Here is a 15,825-nt window from a genome sequence, read left to right as displayed (position 1 = left end):
ATCCGCTCACTCTCACCGAGCCGATCGAGCCCGAGAAGGCGTTCGCGACGCTCGACTCGGCGCGGCGCAAGCTGGCGCCGGTCGTCGACGCGCAGGGCAAGCTCGTCGGCATCCTCACCCGCACCGCCGCGCTGCGCGCCACCATCTACACACCGGCCCTGGACGCGGGCGGCCGACTGCGCGTCGCCGCAGCGGTCGGCGTGAACGGCGACGTCAAGGCCAAGGCCGCCGACCTGCTCGAGGCGGGCGTCGACACGCTCGTGCTCGACACCGCCCACGGCCACCAGCAGCGCATGATCGAGGCGCTGCAGGCCGTCCGCTCGCTCGCGCCCGGCGTCCCGGTGGTCGCGGGCAACGTCGTGTCGGCAGAGGGCACGCGCGAGCTCATCGCCGCCGGCGCGGACATCGTCAAGGTCGGCGTCGGTCCGGGCGCGATGTGCACCACCCGCATGATGACCGGTGTCGGCCGGCCGCAGTTCTCGGCCGTGCTCGAGTGCGCCGCCGCGGCCCGCGCCGAGGGCAAGCACGTCTGGGCCGACGGGGGAGTGCGCCACCCCCGCGACGTCGCCCTCGCCCTGGCCGCGGGGGCCAGTTCGGTCATGATCGGCTCGTGGTTCGCCGGCACGCACGAGTCACCGGGCGACATGCATCTCGACGTCGACGGCCGGCTCTACAAGGAGAGCTTCGGCATGGCCTCGGCCCGCGCCGTCGCGAACCGCACCAGTGGCGAGGGGTCGTTCGACCGCGCCCGCAAGGCGTTGTTCGAGGAGGGCATCTCGAGCGGTCGCCAGTACCTCGACCCGCGGCGTCCCGGTGTCGAAGACCTGCTGGACGCGATCACCGCGGGCGTGCGGTCGGCCTGCACCTACGCCGGCGCCGCCACGCTCGAGCAGTTGCACGAGCGTGCCGTCGTCGGTGTGCAGAGCGCCGCGGGCTACGCCGAGGGCCGGCCGCTGTACGCCGGCTGGTGATGCGGCGATGGGCCACGACCACGCACACCACGCGCCCCGACCGGCGACCCGCGACGGGCAGCGCTGGCTGCTCGCCGCGCTCGGGGTGATCGTCGCCTTCATGATCGGCGAGGTCGTCGCCGGCCTGCTGGCCCACTCGCTCGCCCTGCTCGCCGACGCGGGCCACATGCTCACCGACGCCGCCGCGCTGCTCGTCGCCGTGATCGCCGCGCGCATCGCCGATCGGCCGGCGCGGGGCGCGTACACGTACGGCTTCACCCGGGTCGACGCACTGTCCGGCCAGGCCAACGGCATCACCCTGCTGCTGCTGGCGGTCTGGTTCACCGTCGAGGGCATCCGCCGCCTGGTGTACCCGGGCGCGGTCACCGGTGGGGTCGTGGCGGTCGTCGCTGTCGTCGGTGTCGTCGTCAACCTGGCCGCGACGTGGCTCGCCGGGCACGCCGACCGCGCCAGTCTCAACATCCGTGGAGCCATCGCCCACCTGGTGACCGACCTGTGGGCGTTCCTCGCCACGCTCGTCGCCGGCATCGTCGTGCTCACCACGGGCTGGACCCGCGCCGACCCGATCGCGTCGCTGTGCGTCGCGGCCCTCATGGCCTGGACCGGCGCCCAGCTCGTCCGTGAGGCCGGCCGCGTCTTCCTCGAGGCGGCGCCGACCGGCTTCGACCCCGGGTCGCTCGGCGGGCAGCTCGCCCGCCTCGACGGGGTCGCCCAGGTGCACGACCTGCACGTGTGGCAGCTCGGCCCGCACGACCTCGCCATGTCGGCCCACGTGCTGGTGACGCCGCCCTACGACTGCCACGAGGTCGCCGGACGCATGCGGGCACTGCTCGGCGACGAGCACGGCATCGATCACGTCACCCTGCAGGTCGACCACCTCGACGCCGTGGGCGACACCGAGCACTGCAGCGATGCCCACGGCGGCACCCACCTCAGTCCCGAGCTGGCGCCGGAGCGCCACGCCTGACCCGCCGGATCCTGCGCACGCTTTCGTGATCAGCTCGCGTGCAGCAGGATCGGGTGATGGCCACCCTGCTGCCGCCCCAGGACGCCGTCTTCCTGCTGCTCGAGACCCGCGAGCAACCCATGCACGTCGGCGGTCTGGAACTGTTCGTGCCGCCCGAGGGTGCGACGGCCCTCGACGTGCGCCGCCGCTTCGAGGCCGCGATCCGGCACTCGATCGGCGAGCGCGGGGCGGTCGGGCCGCTGTTCCGCAAGCGGCCGGTGCGCGGCCCGGGCACGCTCGGGCAGTGGGCGTGGGAGGAGGACCGCGACTTCGACCTCGAGCACCACGTGCGGCTCAGCGCACTGCCCCAGCCCGGCCGCGTGCTCGAACTGCTGGCCCTCGTCTCGCGGCTGCACTCGACCCTGCTCGACCGCAAGCGTCCGCTCTGGGAGATGCACCTCATCGAGGGCCTGGACGACGGCCGCTTCGCCGTCTACTTCAAGGTGCACCACGCACTCATCGACGGCGTCTCGTCGTTGCGGCTGCTGTCGCGCCAGCTCACCACCGACCCGGGCGACCTCGACGTGCCACCGCCCTGGGCGCCGCGGGAACGGCGCTCGCGCCGCACCCAGGTCGAGCGCTCCGCCGTCGCGTCCGCGCTGGGGCTCGTGGGCGACGCTGCCGGCCTGCCGCGCGCCCTGCAACGCACCGTGCAGCAGGCGGTCACCGGCCAGGCCGGGGCACTGAGCCTCTCGGCACCGCGCACCATCCTCAACCAGCCGATCACCGGCGCCCGGCGCTTCGCCGCGCAGTCGTGGCCGCTCGACCGTCTGCGTGCGGTCGGCCGCGCCTCGGGCACCACGGTGAACGACGTCTTCCTCGCGATGTGCTCGGGCGCCCTGCGCAGCTACCTGCTCGAACTCGACGCGCTGCCGGACGACCCGCTGATCGCGATGGTGCCGGTGTCGCTGCACGGCGAGGACACCGGCGGCGCGGTCGGCGGCAACTCGATCGGCACGGTGATGGCGAACCTCGCCACGCACCTGCGCGACCCCGCCCACCGGCTCGCGCGGGTGCACGAGTCGATGCAGCAGGGCAAGTCGGCGTTCGCGGCGATGACACCGGCCCAGACCATCGCCATGTCGGCGCTCGGCTGCAGTCCGCTCATGCTGCAGCCGCTGCTCGGGCTGGTCGGCAAGGCACGACCGCCGTTCAACCTGGTGATCTCGAACGTGCCCGGGCCGAGGCAGCCGCTGTTCTGGAACGGCGCACGCCTCGACGGCCTCTACCCGCTGTCGATCCCGCTCGACGGGCAGGCGCTGAACATCACCTGCACCAGCTACGACGACCAGCTCGCCTTCGGCCTCACCGGGTGCCGGCGCACCGCCCCGCGGCTGCAGCGGCTGCTCGCGCACCTGGACGAGGAGCTGCTGGCGCTGGAGAAGGCGACCGGTTAGGCAGCTTCGACCGACCGGACGAACGCGAGCACGCGCTCGGCGACGAGGTCGGGTTGCTGCCACACGATCCAGTGGCCGCCGTCGACGACCTCGGTGCGCAGGTCGGGGACGAACGGTGCCGGCGCCTGCGTCTGCAGGGCCGCGGTGACGTGCGGGTCGTGCCGCGGCGCGAGCACCTGCACCGGCAGGTCGAGCTGCGGCGGGCTGACGCGCCCGAGCCGGCTCAGCACGTTGGCCCGGTAGAGCTGGATGCCGTGCCGCGCGTCGTCGCGGGTGCGCGGCGGGCCGGCAAGACCACCGGGCGTGCTGCGGGTGGTGATCCGCTCGAGCAGCCGGTCGAGGATGCCGCGGCGCACGAGCAGCTCGGGCAGCGCCGGCAGCTGGAACAGGTAGATGTACCAGCTGTCGCCGAGCTGGCGCAGGACGTCACGCGGCCGCTGCCGGATCGTGCGCAGCCACACCGACGCGTGGTCGAGCGACGGCCCCGAGATCGAGAAGAACGAGCGCACCCGACCCCGCACGCGCGGGTCGGCGAGCGACGGCCACGACTGGATCGACCCCCAGTCGTGCGCGAGCAGGTGCACCGGCTCACCCGGGCTCACCGCGTCCAGCACGGCGACGAGGTCGTCGGTCAGATGCTCCTGGCGGTAAGAGCCGACGTCCTCCGGCTTGTCCGAGGCGCCCGCGCCGCGCACGTCGTAGGTGACGACCCGGTGCTGCTCGGCGAGCAGGGGGACGACGCGGTCCCAGACGGTGTGGTCGTCGGGGTAGCCGTGCACCGCCACGATCGTCGGCGCGGACGGATCGCCTGTCTCGTACACCGCGATCGCGACACCGTCGCGCGAGCGCACCTGCGTCCGAGTGGTCGAGGTCATCGGCTTCCCCTAGCGTGCAGAACATGATCGGACGGATGATCACGGGCCTCGTCGCCGTCGTGACCGCACTCGCGCTCGGCGTCGGCGGCACCGCTGCCTCGGCCTCGTCGACGGGGCCGACGCTATCGCCCTCGGCGAGCGCGCTCGCGGCCTCCCTCGCCTGCGGCGGCGATCCGGCGAGCGGGCCGACGCCGGTGCTGCTCGTCCCGGGCACGACGCTGACGGCGTCGATCAACTTCGACTGGAACTACGAGCCCGCCTTCACCCGCGCCGGACGTGCGTGGTGCGCGGTCACGGTGCCCGACCACGGCATGGCCGACATCCAGACCGCCGCCGAGTACATCGTCAACGGCATCCGCATGCTGCACGCCCGCGCCGGCCGGCGTATCGACGTCGTGGGTTACAGCCAGGGCGGCATGTCGCCGCGGTGGGCGCTGAAGTGGTGGCCGGACACGCGGGCGATGGTCGACGACCTGGTGTCGATCGACGGCTCGAACCACGGCACGCTCGACGCGAACGCGTTGTGCCTGCTCACCTGCGCGCCGTCGATCTGGCAGCAGCAGCAGCACTCGCACCTGCTCGACACGCTCAACGCCGGTGGCGAGACCTTCGCCGGCATCTCGTACTCGCAGGTGTGGTCGGACACCGACGAGATCGTCGTGCCCAACCTCGGGCCGGCCGCGAGCACCGCGCTGAGCACCGGCGCCGGACGCATCAGCAACACCGCCGTGCAGTCGATCTGCCCGCTCGACGTCAGCGAACACATCGCGATGGGCACGGTCGACCCGGTCGCCTACGCGCTGGTGCTGGACGCGCTCGACCACGACGGGCCGGCCTCGGCGGCGCGCATCAGCCGCGCGGTCTGCCTGCAGGGCCTGCTGCCGGGTGTCTCGGCAGCGTCCGCGGCGTACCACCTCGCGATCGTCGGTGCGACGGCCGGCGAGCAGGTCGTCACGTACCCGCACACCGCGAGCGAGCCGGCGCCCGCTCCCTACGCGCGCTGACCGTCCAGCTGCGCGAGCTGCGCGGTGATCGCCGCGTACACCTCGTCCTCGGCGCCCTCGGGGCAGTGCAGCACCACCGCGTCCGGTCGGGCGTTGATCACCTGCAGCAGCCGGTCGTACATGCGCTGCAGCGTGTCCTCGCCGCCGAGCCGAGCGATCAGCCGGCCCGCCTCGCGGTGCGCGGGGTCGGGGGAGGTGGCGGTGCGCCGGTCGAAGCGGGCGATGAGCGTCTCGCGGTAGTCGGTCAGCACGAACTCGGCGAAGGTCGCGCCGGTGGCCTCGGCGACGGCCTGCGCCTCGGCATGGAACGCCGGGTTGCCGAGGTACTGCGGCAGCACCACGTCGCGTCCGGCGGCCAGGTGTTCACGGGCCATCGCGAGCGTGAGCGCGCGCGCCAACCGCGTCGCCAGGGGGATGTCCCGCTCCCAGCCGCCGAGCGTGCGGCGTGCGGCGTCCAGTTCGGCGACGAGCGTGAACGGGTGGTCGGACGCGTACCGGCGCGCCAGGGTCGTCTTCCCCACGCCGGGCGGCCCGTTGAGGACGATCAGCCGGGTCACGGCTCGCGGCGGGCCTGCGTCGTCGGGCCGTGCAGGCCGTGGGCGCGGGCGATCATCTCCTCGACGACCACGCGCGGCGCCAGGCGCCGGATCGTGAACACCAGCGGGGCGCGGCTGCCGACGGCGTAGAGCGGGCGGGGCTTGTCGGCCTCGACCGCGCCGACGATCGTGTCCGCGACGCGGTCGGCGCCGATGCCGCCGCGCTCGTTGCGGTCGAGCACCTCGAGCATGGTGTCGAAGTCGGCGCGGTACGGCGAGTCGGGCGCGATGTACTTCGTGCGCCGCTCGCTGATGCCGGTGTTGATCGACCCCGGCTCGACCGTCGTCAGCCACACGCCGAACGGTGCGAGCTCACCGCGCGCGGCCGTCGCGAAGCCTTTGATCGCCGCCTTGGTCGCGACGTAGGACGAGCGGTAGGCGAGCGGGAAGCTCGCCAGCATCGAGCCGACGAAGACGATCCGCCCGTACCCGCGCTCGCGCATGCCGGGCACGAGCAGTTGGGTCAGCCGCACCTGTCCGAGCACGTTCAGCTGGAACAACCGCTGCAGCGCGTCGGTCGGCAGCTCCTCGAGCGGTCCGTTCTGGCTCTCGCCGGCATTGTTCACCAGCACGTCGACCGCGCCGGCGGCCTCGGCGCACGCGACGATGCTCGCATCGTCCTCGAGGTCCAGGGCGAGGTACTCGACGCCGGCGATCGGCCGGGCGATGCGGTCGGGGTTCCGGCTGGTGCCGAGCACCCGATACCCCTTGGCCAGCAGGGCCTTCGCGGTCGCCTCACCGATGCCGGACGATGCGCCTGTCACCAGAGCGGTCCTCATGCCGAGCGACCTTACTGACCTCCCGCACCGACCCGGTGCGGTGTGCCCCGTCGGCCGGCCGGGTAGGCGACCGGGGTGCTCCGTGACCGCCTCACCGTCGTCCTGCTCACCTACAACTGCGCCCACCGCATCGACACCGTGCTCGACCACCTGCTCGCGCTCGACCTCCCTCTCATCGCGGTCGACAACGCCTCGACCGACGGCACCGCCGAGGTGCTCGCCGCCCGCGCCGGCGTCGAGGTGATCCGGCTGCCGCGCAACATCGGCGCCGCCGCACGCAACACCGCGATCGCCGCGGCCCGCACGCCCTACGTCGTCTGCTGCGACGACGACGGCTGGTACGAGCACGCCGGCCTCGAGCACGCCGTGGCGCTGCTCGACACGCACGCCCGGCTCGCCGTCGTGAACGCCCGCATCGTGGTCGAGCCCGAGCAGCGCCTCGACGGCATCAGCCGGGTGATGGCCGGGAGCCCGCTGCCCGACCGCCACGACCTGCCCGGACGCGTGCTGCTCAGCTTCAGGGCCGGCGCCGCCGTGATCCGCGTCGAGGCGTTCCAGGCGGTCGGCGGCTACGACCCGCGCTGGTTCATCGGCGGCGAGGAGGAGTCGCTCGCCATGCGGCTGGCGATGGCCGGCTGGCAGCTGCGCTACGTCGACGAGGTCGTGATGCACCACGCGCCGTCCGTGGCGAACGCGCCGTTCCTGCGCGCCTTCGGGCTGCGCAACACGCTCTGGAACGCCTGGCTGCACCGTCGCCCGCTCGGCGCGCTGCGCCGCTCGTGGCTGGTGCTCGCCGACCACCCGAAGACCCGCGACTGGCACCGCGGGCTGACGATGGCGCTCGCCGGGCTGCCCTGGGTGCTGCGCGAGCGGCGGCCGATGAACGCGGCCCTCGACGCCGATTACGCAGCCCTCGACCGCCAGCAGTTCGCCGATCGCCGCGCGTTCCTGACCTTCGACGATCCGCTGCTGCGCCGCGCGCGACCGCCGCGCCACTGCCTGCCGGTACCGTCGCGGACATGAGCTCCGTCCCCACGTCCGCCCTCGTCGCCGCCGGGCTCGTCGGCGGATTCGCCTCGGCCCGGTACACCCACCGCCGTGAACTCGGCGGCGCCCTGTTCGCCGTCGCAGGTGCGGCCGCCGCGCGCGAGTGGCTGCGTGCGGCCGGCGGGGGAGCGACCGCCGGGCTGCTCGGGCTCTACGCCGCCGCGATGGGCGGCTCGCACCCGCTCGCCAAGCAGATCGGCGCGTGGCCCTCGGTGCTCGCGGTGACCGCCGTGGCCGCGGGCGCGGCGCACGTCGTCGGCGACCGCCGGGCCCACTGAGCGCTCGCGTGGACGCCCGCCGCCGACAGCTCGCCCGCCGTACGGGCCTCGCCGTGATGGCGGCGGTGTCGCTGTTCCTGGTCGTCGCGGCCGGCTACGCGTGGTCGACCTACCGCACCCTCGACCACAAGCTGCCGCGGCTCGCGATCACCCGACCGCACGGCGCACCGAGCGTCGCGCCGCCCGACATCGACGGCCGCGACCAGAACGTGCTGCTCATCGGCTACGACAGCCGTGCGGGCCTGACGCCCAAGCAGATCGCCGAGCTGCAGGTCGGCAACGACGTGAGCTCGTCGACCGACTCGATGATCGTCGTGCACGTGCCCGCCGACGGCTCGCGGGCGACGCTCATATCGCTCCCGCGCGACGCCTACGTCGACATCCCCGGCTTCGCGAAGAACAAGCTCAATGCCGCCTTCGCCGACGGCTCGACCGACGACAGCCTGCCGTCCGATGCGAGTGACGACACCCGCCGCGCCGCCGGCATCAGCCTGCTGAAGGCGACCGTCGAGCAGCTGACCGGCCTCACCATCGACCACGAGATCCTCGTCGGCTTCGCCGGCTTCGTGACGGTGGCCGACCAGCTGCATGGCATCCCGGTCACGCTCTGCCATGCGGTCGACGACTCCTTCGCCCGGAACCGGGCGGCGGGTCTCGACGGCGGCTCGGGCTTCGTGGCGCCGGCCGGGTACCAGGTGCTGCGTGGGGCGAAGGCGCTCGCGTTCGTCCGGCAGCGGCACTTCCTGCAGGGCGGCGACCTCGGCCGCACGGCGCGGCAGCGCTACTTCCTCACCCAGGCGTTCTCGCAATTCACCTCGGCCGGGCTGCTGCTCGACCTGCCGCACCTCAGCAGCCTGATCCAGCAGCTCGAGCACTCGATCTGGGTCGACGACGGCTTCGACCTCACCCAATTGGCCCGTCAGGTCACCGACCTCGATCCGGCGCACATCACCAGCACCGTGGTGCCGACCGGCGCGAACGTCCTGGCCGATGTCGCCGGCACCCAGGAGCAGGTGACCCTGGTCGACCCGGCGAAGGTGCGCGCCTTCGTCAAGAACGTGGTCGACCCGACCCCGCAGGCGCCGACCGGCGGGAGCACGAGCGGGACACCGACCAGCGGAACGCCGAGCAGCGGGGCATCACAGTCCGGGACGACGCGGCAACCGACCGTCTCGCATCCCGCCGCGAAGTCCTGCATCAACTGATCCGCCAGGTTCAGCGGTGGATCGGTAGACAGGCCTCGACGGCGGCGACGAGCCCGTCGGCGTAGCGCTGTCGATCGGCGGCGTCGAGGCCGACCTGGCCCGCGCTGTTCCCGCCGGCCTCGTTGTAGATCCACGGCACGTGCGCGAGCAACTGGACGATCCAGATGTCGCCGGCAGGCAGGCCGCGACTGCCGAGGTCGTAGCCGGTGTCGCCGAGCAGCGTCACCGACGTGCCCTGCGCCTTGGCGCGCTCGCGCTGGAAGATCGTGCCGTAGCGGCGGCTGCGCGCGGCGACCGCGGCGTCGGTGAAGGTGATCCGCCGGCCGGCGGAGTTCACGCGGTAGTTGCCGACCGACTGGTAGTAGACGATGTTGTTGCCGGCCGTGAAGCCGATGCCGCCGTTCGATCCGGCCTGGTCGTGGATGCTCAGCGCGAGGTCGGCGTGCGCCCGGTTGGCCACCTGCGCGCGCTGCAGCAGCGTCGTCGGGGTGTCGAGCGTCGGCTTGGTCAGAATCACACGGTAGCCCGCGGCGACGAGCTGGTCGCGCACCAGCAGGGCGACCGCATCCACGTCGCGCATCTCCGGCTCGTTCTCGTAATCGGCGACGTTGAGCCCGGTGGCCGGGTCGGTGCCCTGCACCGCGACGCTGTGCCCCGGATCGATCACGACGACGGGCGCGCCGCCGGACGGTGGTGGTGTCGCAGTCCTCGTCGGCGTTGCGGTGACGGACGGTGCCGGGGGAGTGCTGGTCGACGACGGTGTGCTCGACCGACGCCGTCTCGGCGGTCCGTGCGGCGAGGCCGTGGGCGAGGACGGCGCCGGGTCGCTGGTCGGTGACGACGGCGCCGCCGAGGTCACCGCGGTGGACGACGGCGTGGACGACGGCGCGCTCGACGTCGCGTCGGGGGACTGCCCGGCCGTCGACGTCCCACACGCACTCAGCACGACGAGGGCGACCACTGTGCCGACGGTGTTGCCCGATCGCCGCAGGACTCGGCGGGCGGACGCGTGGCGGGGGAGCACCCGGTCACGGTACGGGTCCGACCACCGACGACCGGGCAGGCCGCCCGCTACGGTGCGTCGGATCAGGCCGTCGCGGCCGGCCGTTCGGGCACCTCGGAGCAGACCGCCGCGAGCGCGGCCAGGTCGAGCCCGAGCACTGCGCCGAGCGCCGCGACGGTGAAGAACGCGGGGGTCGGGATGCGTCCGGCCTCGATCTTGCGCAGCGTCTCGACCGGGATGCCCGCAGCCGACGCGACCTCGACCATGCTGCGGTCACCGCGCGCCTGGCGCAGCGTCGCGCCGAGTCGCCGGCCTCGTTCGCGCTCGGCCGGGGAGAGCAGGGGTCGCACCATGGGCGTGATAGTAATACCGGGATAACAATCCCGCCGACGAGGACGCGCCACCATGATCGAGTTGAAGACGCCGGGCGAGATCGACGCCATGGCCGCGGCGGGCTCCGTCGTCGCGCGGGCGCTCGCCGCCGCCCGCGCCGCGGCGAAGCCCGGCGTGCGACTGACCGAGCTCGACGGGATCGCGCGCGGGGTGCTGGCCGACGCCGGCGCGACCTCACCGTTCCTCGGCTACCAGCCGTCGTTCGCCGACCGGCCGTTCCCCGGGGTGCTGTGCCTGTCGGTGAACGATGCGGTGCTGCACGGCATCCCGACCGCATACCGGCTCCGCGACGGAGACCTGCTCAGCGTCGACTGCGGCGCCACGCTCGACGGCTGGACGGGCGACGCCGCGGTCTCGTTCGTCGTCGGCACGCCGAGCGCCGACGACCTGCGGCTCGTCGAGCGCACCGAGAGCGCCTTGCAGGCGGGCATCGAGGCGGCGCGTCCGGGCGCGACGATCGGGGACATCTCCGCGGCCATCGGCCGGGTCGCCCGCGCGTCCGGGTACGGCCTGCACACCGACTTCGGCGGCCACGGGGTCGGCCGCACCATGCACGAGAGCCCGTCGGTGCCGAACGACGGCCGCGCCGGCCGGGGCCTGCGCCTGCAGCCCGGACTCACCATCGCGATCGAACCCTGGTTCCTGGCCGGCGGCCGCGACGCCTACCGCATCGACCCCGACGGCTGGACGCTGCGCAGCGACGACGGCTCGCGGGGCGCGCACGCCGAGCACACCATCGCGGTCACGGCGGACGGGCCCCGCATCCTCACCGTCGCATCCTGACGAACGCCGGCCGAGCCCGCGCTCGTCCGACCTGCATCCGTGCCGTCGACGGCGGACGTAGCCAGATCGAGAGGGTGCACATCCGCACGCCTCGTCCGAGCACAGCAGTCCGAACCGAAGGAGCTGTCATGAAGCGTCTCGCCGTCGTCGCCGCAGTGGTCGGTGCAGCGACCAGCCTCGCGCTCGCCCCGGCCGCACAGGGCCGTCCGGTCTCGCCCGCCCACCACGCCAAGCCGTCCTGGAGCGCGTCGACCAGCCTCGGCACGACCACCGTCACCACCGCCCCGGGCATCGCGACCACGCTGCTCAAGGCAGGCATCGCGCCGCTGCCGCAGCGTGGCACCAAGCTCGGCATCTCGTTCCGCAACGGCGTGCAGGTCTCGTACGGCTTCCCGATCACCGGCAGCACCGCGAACCTGGCCGCCGGCACGGGCGACATCACCCACAGCGGCGGCATCACCTTCGTCTCGCGCAAGGCCTCGCTGGCCATCGGCAACTTCGACATCTCGCTGGCCGACGGCACCGTCTACGCGACCAAGGTGAACGGCGGCGCCGCGAAGGTCGCCACGCTGCTGCTCGACCTGTCGGGCCTGAAGGTCACGACGACGCCGCGCGGCGACACGCTGCTGTCCGGCATCAAGGTGAAGCTGGCCGGTCAGGCCGCCTCGGCGTTGAACGCCACCTTCGGCACCGCGCTGCCGACCGACGGCAGCCTCCAGTTCGGTACGGCGACGGTGCTGCTGAAGGGCTGACCGCCAGGCGCCTGCGCACACCTCGCGCTTGCCCCGCAGCACCAGAAGATCCAGCTCGAGAACCTGGTGCTGCGGGGCATCGTCATGTTCGGCTCAGTTCTCCTGGGCGATGTTCACGACGCCTCCGCCTGGGATGCGCACGAAGAAGCGCCGGATACCCCAGGGCTCGGTCGTCAGCGGATGCACGATCTCGTCGCCGCGCTGCTGCGCCAGGGCATACGCCTCGTCCACGTCGTCGACCTTCACCGTGAGCACCGGACTCTCCGGTGCCGTCGCGTCCGCCGTCACGAACTGCACGTGCTCACCGGACGCCGGCACCACCGCGCGCGTCACCCAGTCCAACCCCATGTCCTCGTGTTCGAGGCCGAGGACGTCGGTGGCGAACGACGTGGCAGCGGCGAGGTCTGCGACGAGCAGATCGGCAGTCACCCGGATGACCCTCATGGTGCACTCGTAACGAGCCGGCCGGACGTCGTCAAGCCATGGGGAGACGAGGTCGCACGCTTGCACGATTTTTGTCAGAGGGTGCGCTCACCATCTGCGGCATGACGACATACGCGGCGGGCAGCAGGCCCGCCAAGAAGTTCTGCCGATGCCGGCTCTGCGTCCCGCGCCTGGGCAACGAGGTGTTGGACGACTGGGACCAGCGCGTGCTCGACGGCGTCCAGCGCCACGGCTGGTACGTCATCGCGGTCGGCACCGAGCTCGGCTGCGCCTGCGGAGACTGCACGAACGGCCCCGACGACGGGCCGTCCTTCGCGTACACGGTCGGGCTGCCGCACCGTGCGGGCCATCCCGAGCTGGCGATCTCCGGGCAATCCGCGTCGCTCATGCACGGGGTGTTGAACGAGGTCGCCGAGCGCATCGTCGAACGCGGACTCGTGGTGCAGCCCGGTGACCTGCTCGAGGGACACCTGGTCAACGCGCCACTGCTCGCGGAACAGGTCAGCCGCACGGGGCTCGAGGGACAGGGGATCGGCGGGCTCTCGCGCTGGTTCCACCGCGCGCCGACACCGGTGCTGCAGCTCGTGTGGCCGTCGACGCACGGTGTCTTCGGGTGGCAACCCGGGGCATCACCGGAACTCGAACGTCGACAGCCGCGAGCGTGGCGGATCGCGACGACGCGAACCGGCGCGACGGCTGTCGACCCGGAGTGGCCGTTGCCGGTCCCGCCCGACGATCTTGCCGTGGTGTGCACGCACGTGCGGCGTGAACGAGCGACGATCGGTTTCGTCAGCCGGGATGTCTCCGACGACGGCAGCGAGTGCTGGTACTTCGACTGCGGCTCCGGCGATCACGACGACGACGAGCTCACCGCCGAGCACATCGCGCATACGATCCGCTCGGCGCCGTCGCTGCGCGCGATCGCCGACCTCGGCATCGGCCAGGGCGCCTGGCGGCTCGACTCCACCTCGCCCTGGCAGCGCTTCGCACTGCCGTGAGTCGGCGGTGGGGCGGGCAGGCTGCCGGTTCCTGTCGAATGACATAATGTACATTATCGGCTCATGCGGTAGCAGCCGGCTGACATCCCGGACCCTGCCGAACTCGAGCAGATCGGCTCCTGCGACCGCGCTGACGACCGACCCAGGGACGCACGAGCAGCCCATGACGGTGGACGCAACCGCACCCACGAAGATCTGGCCGGCCGACGGCGTAGTCCAACCACGACGTCGGGCCGTCCGAACCACGCGGCACGGACGTCACGACCTCACACCCTCCACTCCCTGCGCCAGGCCTCGCCAGGCCGGTCGAGTGCCCTTCGGGTGCTCCGCCACTCCTGACACCCAGGCATCGACGCGCCACGACGGCACGAGCAAGACCTGACATAACGTTCGCCGTCTCGCGCATCCCTTGACCCGGGTAAGCGTTAGTCGTAGCTTTCGTTCGCCATGGCTAACGCATCCGAACTGCTCGACGTGCTCTCCGAACCGACCCGACGCCAGATCGTGGAACGGCTGGCCGGCGCACCGTCGTCGGTCACCGAGCTCGCCGACGGCATGACCATCACCAGATCGGCCGTCTCACAGCACCTGCAGCTGCTCAAGTCGGTCGGCCTCGTGTCCGACCGGCGTGAGGGCACGCGACGGATCTACTCCGTCGACCCCGACGCCCTGGCGATCCTGCGCTCGTACTTCGAGTCCTTCTGGCAGCGCTCCTTGCAATCGTTCCAGCGCGCCGCGGCCACCACCGAGGAGACGACATGACCACACTCGACGACACCACCGTGACGGTCTCAACAGATGTTGACGCTCCGATCACGCGCGCGTTCCAGGTGTTCACCGACGAGATCGGGACCTGGTGGGACGAGAGCCACCACCTGCTGCAGGCGCCGCTGGCCGAGATGGTCTTCGAGCCCTTCGTCGGCGGGCACATCATCGACCGCGGCGTCGACGGCAGCGAGTGCCGCTGGTCGCGCGTCCTGGCCTACGAACCGCCGTCCCGGGTGGTGTTCAGCTGGGACATCACCACGCGGTGGGAGCTCGAGACCGACCCCGAGCGCTGCAGCGAGGTCGAGATCGCCTTCACCGAACTGTCGCCGACCCGCACGCGGGTCACGCTCACCCACCGTCATCTCGACCGCCACGGTGAGGGCTGGGAGCAGATGCGGGACGCGGTCGCGCGGGGCTGGAGGCTGGACGGGTACGCCGGTCGCATCGACGCGTCCAACACGGCCCTCGGCCGGCCGCTGCCGCAGGTCAGCGACGAGGACATGCGGGCGCGTCTCGGCGGCGCCGCCTCGTACGCCGCGGTGCTGCTGCACAAGACCGACGCCTACCGGCACGGCGGCGTCGACCGGCTCATCTGGGAACACGGCCGTCGCAACATGCGTCTCGTGTCGGCCGGGCTGCTGTCGATCGTGTGTCCGGTCGGCGACGATCCTGATCTCGCCGGTATCGCGATCTTCGCGACGAGCGTCGAGGGGGCCGACGAGATCATGCGTGACGACCAGGCGGTCCGGGCGGGCGTCTTCACGTACACGGTGTGTCCGGTGCGGGGCTTCCCCGGCTCGTCGCTGCCCTGACGCCCGCGCGCCCGGCAGTCGATGTGCTTGGCTGCGAGGCATGACCGACATCGACGGACTGGCTCGCGCCGCGCGGCTCGACATCCTCTTCACCGGGTACGCCGACGACCGCGTGGCCGGCACGGTGAGCCTGCTGCGCGAGGGCGACCGCGTGATCATCGTCGACCCTGGGATGGTGCCCGGCCGGGGCGCGATCCTCGACCCGCTCGCCGCGCTCGGCGTCTCCCCCGCCGACATCACCGACGTGGTGATCAGCCACCACCACCCCGACCACACCGTCAACATCGCGCTGTTCGGCGAGGTGCCCGTGCACGACTTCCAGGCGACCTACCAGCACGACGTCTGGACGAGCCGCCCGGCCGACGGCGTCGAGCTCGCACCATCGATCCGGCTGCTCGCCACGCCCGGACACACGCCGCAGGACCTGACCGTCGTGGTCGGTACCGCCGACGGCGTCTCGGCGCTGACGCATCTGTGGTGGCAGTCCGAGGGCCCGTCCGACGACCCGTACGCGCCGGACCGCGGTGTCCTGCGCGAGCAGCGCGAACGCGTCCTGACCATCGCCGACCGGATCGTCCCGGGACACGGTGCCGCCTTCGAGCCGGGGCCCGCCACGCCGCGCTGATGCCCGAAGGAGACGACGGTCGGGGGGGGGGGGGGGCCCCCCCCCCCCCGCGGGAAAAAACCCCCCCCCCCCCCCCCCGCCGGCACCGC

The 15,825-nt window shown here is 72.5% G+C and carries 18 protein-coding genes and 1 pseudogene; 13 read left to right on the top strand and 6 right to left on the bottom strand.

The features are described from left to right. From ACTHMS_RS18130 to ACTHMS_RS18120, 3 genes are all read left to right on the top strand, one after another. Window positions 1-971: GuaB1 family IMP dehydrogenase-related protein (locus ACTHMS_RS18130; RefSeq protein ID WP_440308062.1), on the top strand; the 971-nt coding region annotated here is incomplete at its 5' end. A 7-nt stretch (window positions 972-978) separates the two neighbouring features. Then, complete coding sequence (locus tag ACTHMS_RS18125; protein WP_440308061.1) at window positions 979-1,938, top strand: cation diffusion facilitator family transporter; 960 nt, start codon at window positions 979-981, stop codon at window positions 1,936-1,938. 56 nt (window positions 1,939-1,994) lie between these two features. Further along, on the top strand, window positions 1,995-3,374 hold the full coding sequence (locus ACTHMS_RS18120; protein ID WP_440308060.1) for a WS/DGAT/MGAT family O-acyltransferase: 1,380 nt from the start codon (window positions 1,995-1,997) through the stop codon (window positions 3,372-3,374). Here the strand turns inward: ACTHMS_RS18120 and ACTHMS_RS18115 are convergent. After that, window positions 3,371-4,249: an alpha/beta fold hydrolase gene (locus tag ACTHMS_RS18115; RefSeq protein ID WP_440308059.1), complete on the bottom strand. Its 879-nt coding sequence runs from the start codon at window positions 4,247-4,249 to the stop codon at window positions 3,371-3,373. The genes ACTHMS_RS18120 and ACTHMS_RS18115 overlap by 4 nt on opposite strands. Window positions 4,250-4,272: 23 nt before the next feature. Here ACTHMS_RS18115 and ACTHMS_RS18110 point away from each other — a divergent pair, with 23 nt between their 5' ends. After that, window positions 4,273-5,253: an esterase/lipase family protein gene (locus ACTHMS_RS18110; protein ID WP_440308058.1), complete on the top strand. Its 981-nt coding sequence runs from the start codon at window positions 4,273-4,275 to the stop codon at window positions 5,251-5,253. On the opposite strand, the gene ACTHMS_RS18105 is transcribed toward ACTHMS_RS18110, so the two are convergent. Next, window positions 5,241-5,810: an AAA family ATPase gene (locus ACTHMS_RS18105; RefSeq protein ID WP_440308057.1), complete on the bottom strand. Its 570-nt coding sequence runs from the start codon at window positions 5,808-5,810 to the stop codon at window positions 5,241-5,243. The genes ACTHMS_RS18110 and ACTHMS_RS18105 overlap by 13 nt on opposite strands. Continuing rightward, on the bottom strand, window positions 5,807-6,628 hold the full coding sequence (locus ACTHMS_RS18100) for an SDR family oxidoreductase (RefSeq protein ID WP_440308056.1): 822 nt from the start codon (window positions 6,626-6,628) through the stop codon (window positions 5,807-5,809). Before ACTHMS_RS18100 ends, ACTHMS_RS18105 begins: the two co-directional genes overlap by 4 nt. A 75-nt stretch (window positions 6,629-6,703) precedes the next feature. On the opposite strand from ACTHMS_RS18100, the gene ACTHMS_RS18095 reads away from it, so the two are divergent. From ACTHMS_RS18095 to ACTHMS_RS18085, 3 genes are read left to right on the top strand one after another with little or no spacing between them, the layout of a single operon-like run. Further along, entirely contained in the window at window positions 6,704-7,651 is a 948-nt protein-coding gene (locus tag ACTHMS_RS18095) for a glycosyltransferase family 2 protein (RefSeq protein ID WP_440308055.1), read from the top strand. Beyond that, on the top strand, window positions 7,648-7,953 hold the full coding sequence (locus tag ACTHMS_RS18090) for a hypothetical protein (RefSeq protein ID WP_440308054.1): 306 nt from the start codon (window positions 7,648-7,650) through the stop codon (window positions 7,951-7,953). Before ACTHMS_RS18095 ends, ACTHMS_RS18090 begins: the two co-directional genes overlap by 4 nt. A gap of 8 nt (window positions 7,954-7,961) precedes the next feature. Continuing rightward, window positions 7,962-9,158: an LCP family protein gene (locus ACTHMS_RS18085; RefSeq protein ID WP_440308053.1), complete on the top strand. Its 1,197-nt coding sequence runs from the start codon at window positions 7,962-7,964 to the stop codon at window positions 9,156-9,158. 10 nt (window positions 9,159-9,168) lie between these two features. Here ACTHMS_RS18085 and ACTHMS_RS18080 read toward each other — a convergent pair whose 3' ends face one another. Together ACTHMS_RS18080 and ACTHMS_RS18075 are read right to left on the bottom strand one after the other, a co-directional pair. Next, a complete protein-coding gene (locus ACTHMS_RS18080) occupies window positions 9,169-10,182 on the bottom strand; it encodes an N-acetylmuramoyl-L-alanine amidase family protein (protein ID WP_440308052.1) in 1,014 nt (337 codons plus the stop codon). A 62-nt stretch (window positions 10,183-10,244) separates the two neighbouring features. Further along, window positions 10,245-10,514: a helix-turn-helix domain-containing protein gene (locus ACTHMS_RS18075; RefSeq protein ID WP_440308051.1), complete on the bottom strand. Its 270-nt coding sequence runs from the start codon at window positions 10,512-10,514 to the stop codon at window positions 10,245-10,247. A 52-nt stretch (window positions 10,515-10,566) separates the two neighbouring features. Here ACTHMS_RS18075 and map point away from each other — a divergent pair, with 52 nt between their 5' ends. Both map and ACTHMS_RS18065 read left to right on the top strand, forming a co-directional pair. Then, the gene (map, locus tag ACTHMS_RS18070; protein WP_440308050.1) at window positions 10,567-11,337 is read left to right on the top strand and encodes a type I methionyl aminopeptidase; all 771 of its coding nucleotides are present in this window, start codon (window positions 10,567-10,569) and stop codon (window positions 11,335-11,337) included. A gap of 128 nt (window positions 11,338-11,465) precedes the next feature. Next, on the top strand, window positions 11,466-12,089 hold the full coding sequence (locus ACTHMS_RS18065; protein ID WP_440308049.1) for a hypothetical protein: 624 nt from the start codon (window positions 11,466-11,468) through the stop codon (window positions 12,087-12,089). Between the two features lie 93 nt (window positions 12,090-12,182). On the opposite strand, the gene ACTHMS_RS18060 is transcribed toward ACTHMS_RS18065, so the two are convergent. Then, window positions 12,183-12,518 carry a VOC family protein gene (locus ACTHMS_RS18060; protein ID WP_440308048.1) on the bottom strand — a complete coding sequence of 112 codons (336 nt, stop codon included), beginning with the start codon at window positions 12,516-12,518 and terminating at the stop codon, window positions 12,183-12,185. 116 nt (window positions 12,519-12,634) lie between these two features. Here ACTHMS_RS18060 and ACTHMS_RS18055 point away from each other — a divergent pair, with 116 nt between their 5' ends. From ACTHMS_RS18055 to ACTHMS_RS18040, 4 genes and pseudogenes are all read left to right on the top strand, one after another. After that, entirely contained in the window at window positions 12,635-13,531 is an 897-nt protein-coding gene (locus ACTHMS_RS18055; RefSeq protein WP_440308047.1) for a DUF4262 domain-containing protein, read from the top strand. Window positions 13,532-13,978: 447 nt separating this feature from the next. Beyond that, window positions 13,979-14,293: an ArsR/SmtB family transcription factor gene (locus ACTHMS_RS18050; protein ID WP_440308046.1), complete on the top strand. Its 315-nt coding sequence runs from the start codon at window positions 13,979-13,981 to the stop codon at window positions 14,291-14,293. After that, a pseudogene (locus tag ACTHMS_RS18045) lies at window positions 14,290-14,724 on the top strand (SRPBCC family protein); the annotation flags it as partial. The gene ACTHMS_RS18050 and the pseudogene ACTHMS_RS18045, both read left to right, overlap by 4 nt. A 427-nt stretch (window positions 14,725-15,151) precedes the next feature. After that, window positions 15,152-15,736, top strand: a complete 585-nt coding sequence (locus ACTHMS_RS18040) for an MBL fold metallo-hydrolase (protein WP_440308045.1) — start codon at window positions 15,152-15,154, stop codon at window positions 15,734-15,736. Window positions 15,737-15,825 lie beyond the last annotated feature (89 nt).

The sequence above is a fragment of the Jatrophihabitans sp. genome, from assembly GCF_051960575.1.
In the GTDB taxonomy this organism is placed as follows: Bacteria; Actinomycetota; Actinomycetes; order Mycobacteriales; family Jatrophihabitantaceae; genus JBQCEE01.
The sequence above is the reverse complement of the archived record's forward strand: the minus strand, read 5'-3'. Positions and strand labels throughout refer to the sequence as shown.

What these genes read in the sequence shown, in the direction of transcription:
- ACTHMS_RS18125 (WP_440308061.1), top strand. Translation starts at nt 979, where the DNA reads ATGGGCCACGACCACGCACACCACGCGCCCCGACCGGCGACCCGCGAC.
- ACTHMS_RS18120 (WP_440308060.1), top strand. Translation starts at nt 1,995, where the DNA reads ATGGCCACCCTGCTGCCGCCCCAGGACGCCGTCTTCCTGCTGCTCGAG.
- ACTHMS_RS18115 (WP_440308059.1), bottom strand. Translation starts at nt 4,249, where the DNA reads ATGACCTCGACCACTCGGACGCAGGTGCGCTCGCGCGACGGTGTCGCG.
- ACTHMS_RS18110 (WP_440308058.1), top strand. Translation starts at nt 4,273, where the DNA reads ATGATCGGACGGATGATCACGGGCCTCGTCGCCGTCGTGACCGCACTC.
- ACTHMS_RS18100 (WP_440308056.1), bottom strand. Translation starts at nt 6,628, where the DNA reads ATGAGGACCGCTCTGGTGACAGGCGCATCGTCCGGCATCGGTGAGGCG.
- ACTHMS_RS18090 (WP_440308054.1), top strand. Translation starts at nt 7,648, where the DNA reads ATGAGCTCCGTCCCCACGTCCGCCCTCGTCGCCGCCGGGCTCGTCGGC.
- ACTHMS_RS18075 (WP_440308051.1), bottom strand. Translation starts at nt 10,514, where the DNA reads ATGGTGCGACCCCTGCTCTCCCCGGCCGAGCGCGAACGAGGCCGGCGA.
- map (WP_440308050.1), top strand. Translation starts at nt 10,567, where the DNA reads ATGATCGAGTTGAAGACGCCGGGCGAGATCGACGCCATGGCCGCGGCG.
- ACTHMS_RS18065 (WP_440308049.1), top strand. Translation starts at nt 11,466, where the DNA reads ATGAAGCGTCTCGCCGTCGTCGCCGCAGTGGTCGGTGCAGCGACCAGC.
- ACTHMS_RS18055 (WP_440308047.1), top strand. Translation starts at nt 12,635, where the DNA reads ATGACGACATACGCGGCGGGCAGCAGGCCCGCCAAGAAGTTCTGCCGA.
- ACTHMS_RS18050 (WP_440308046.1), top strand. Translation starts at nt 13,979, where the DNA reads ATGGCTAACGCATCCGAACTGCTCGACGTGCTCTCCGAACCGACCCGA.
- ACTHMS_RS18040 (WP_440308045.1), top strand. Translation starts at nt 15,152, where the DNA reads ATGACCGACATCGACGGACTGGCTCGCGCCGCGCGGCTCGACATCCTC.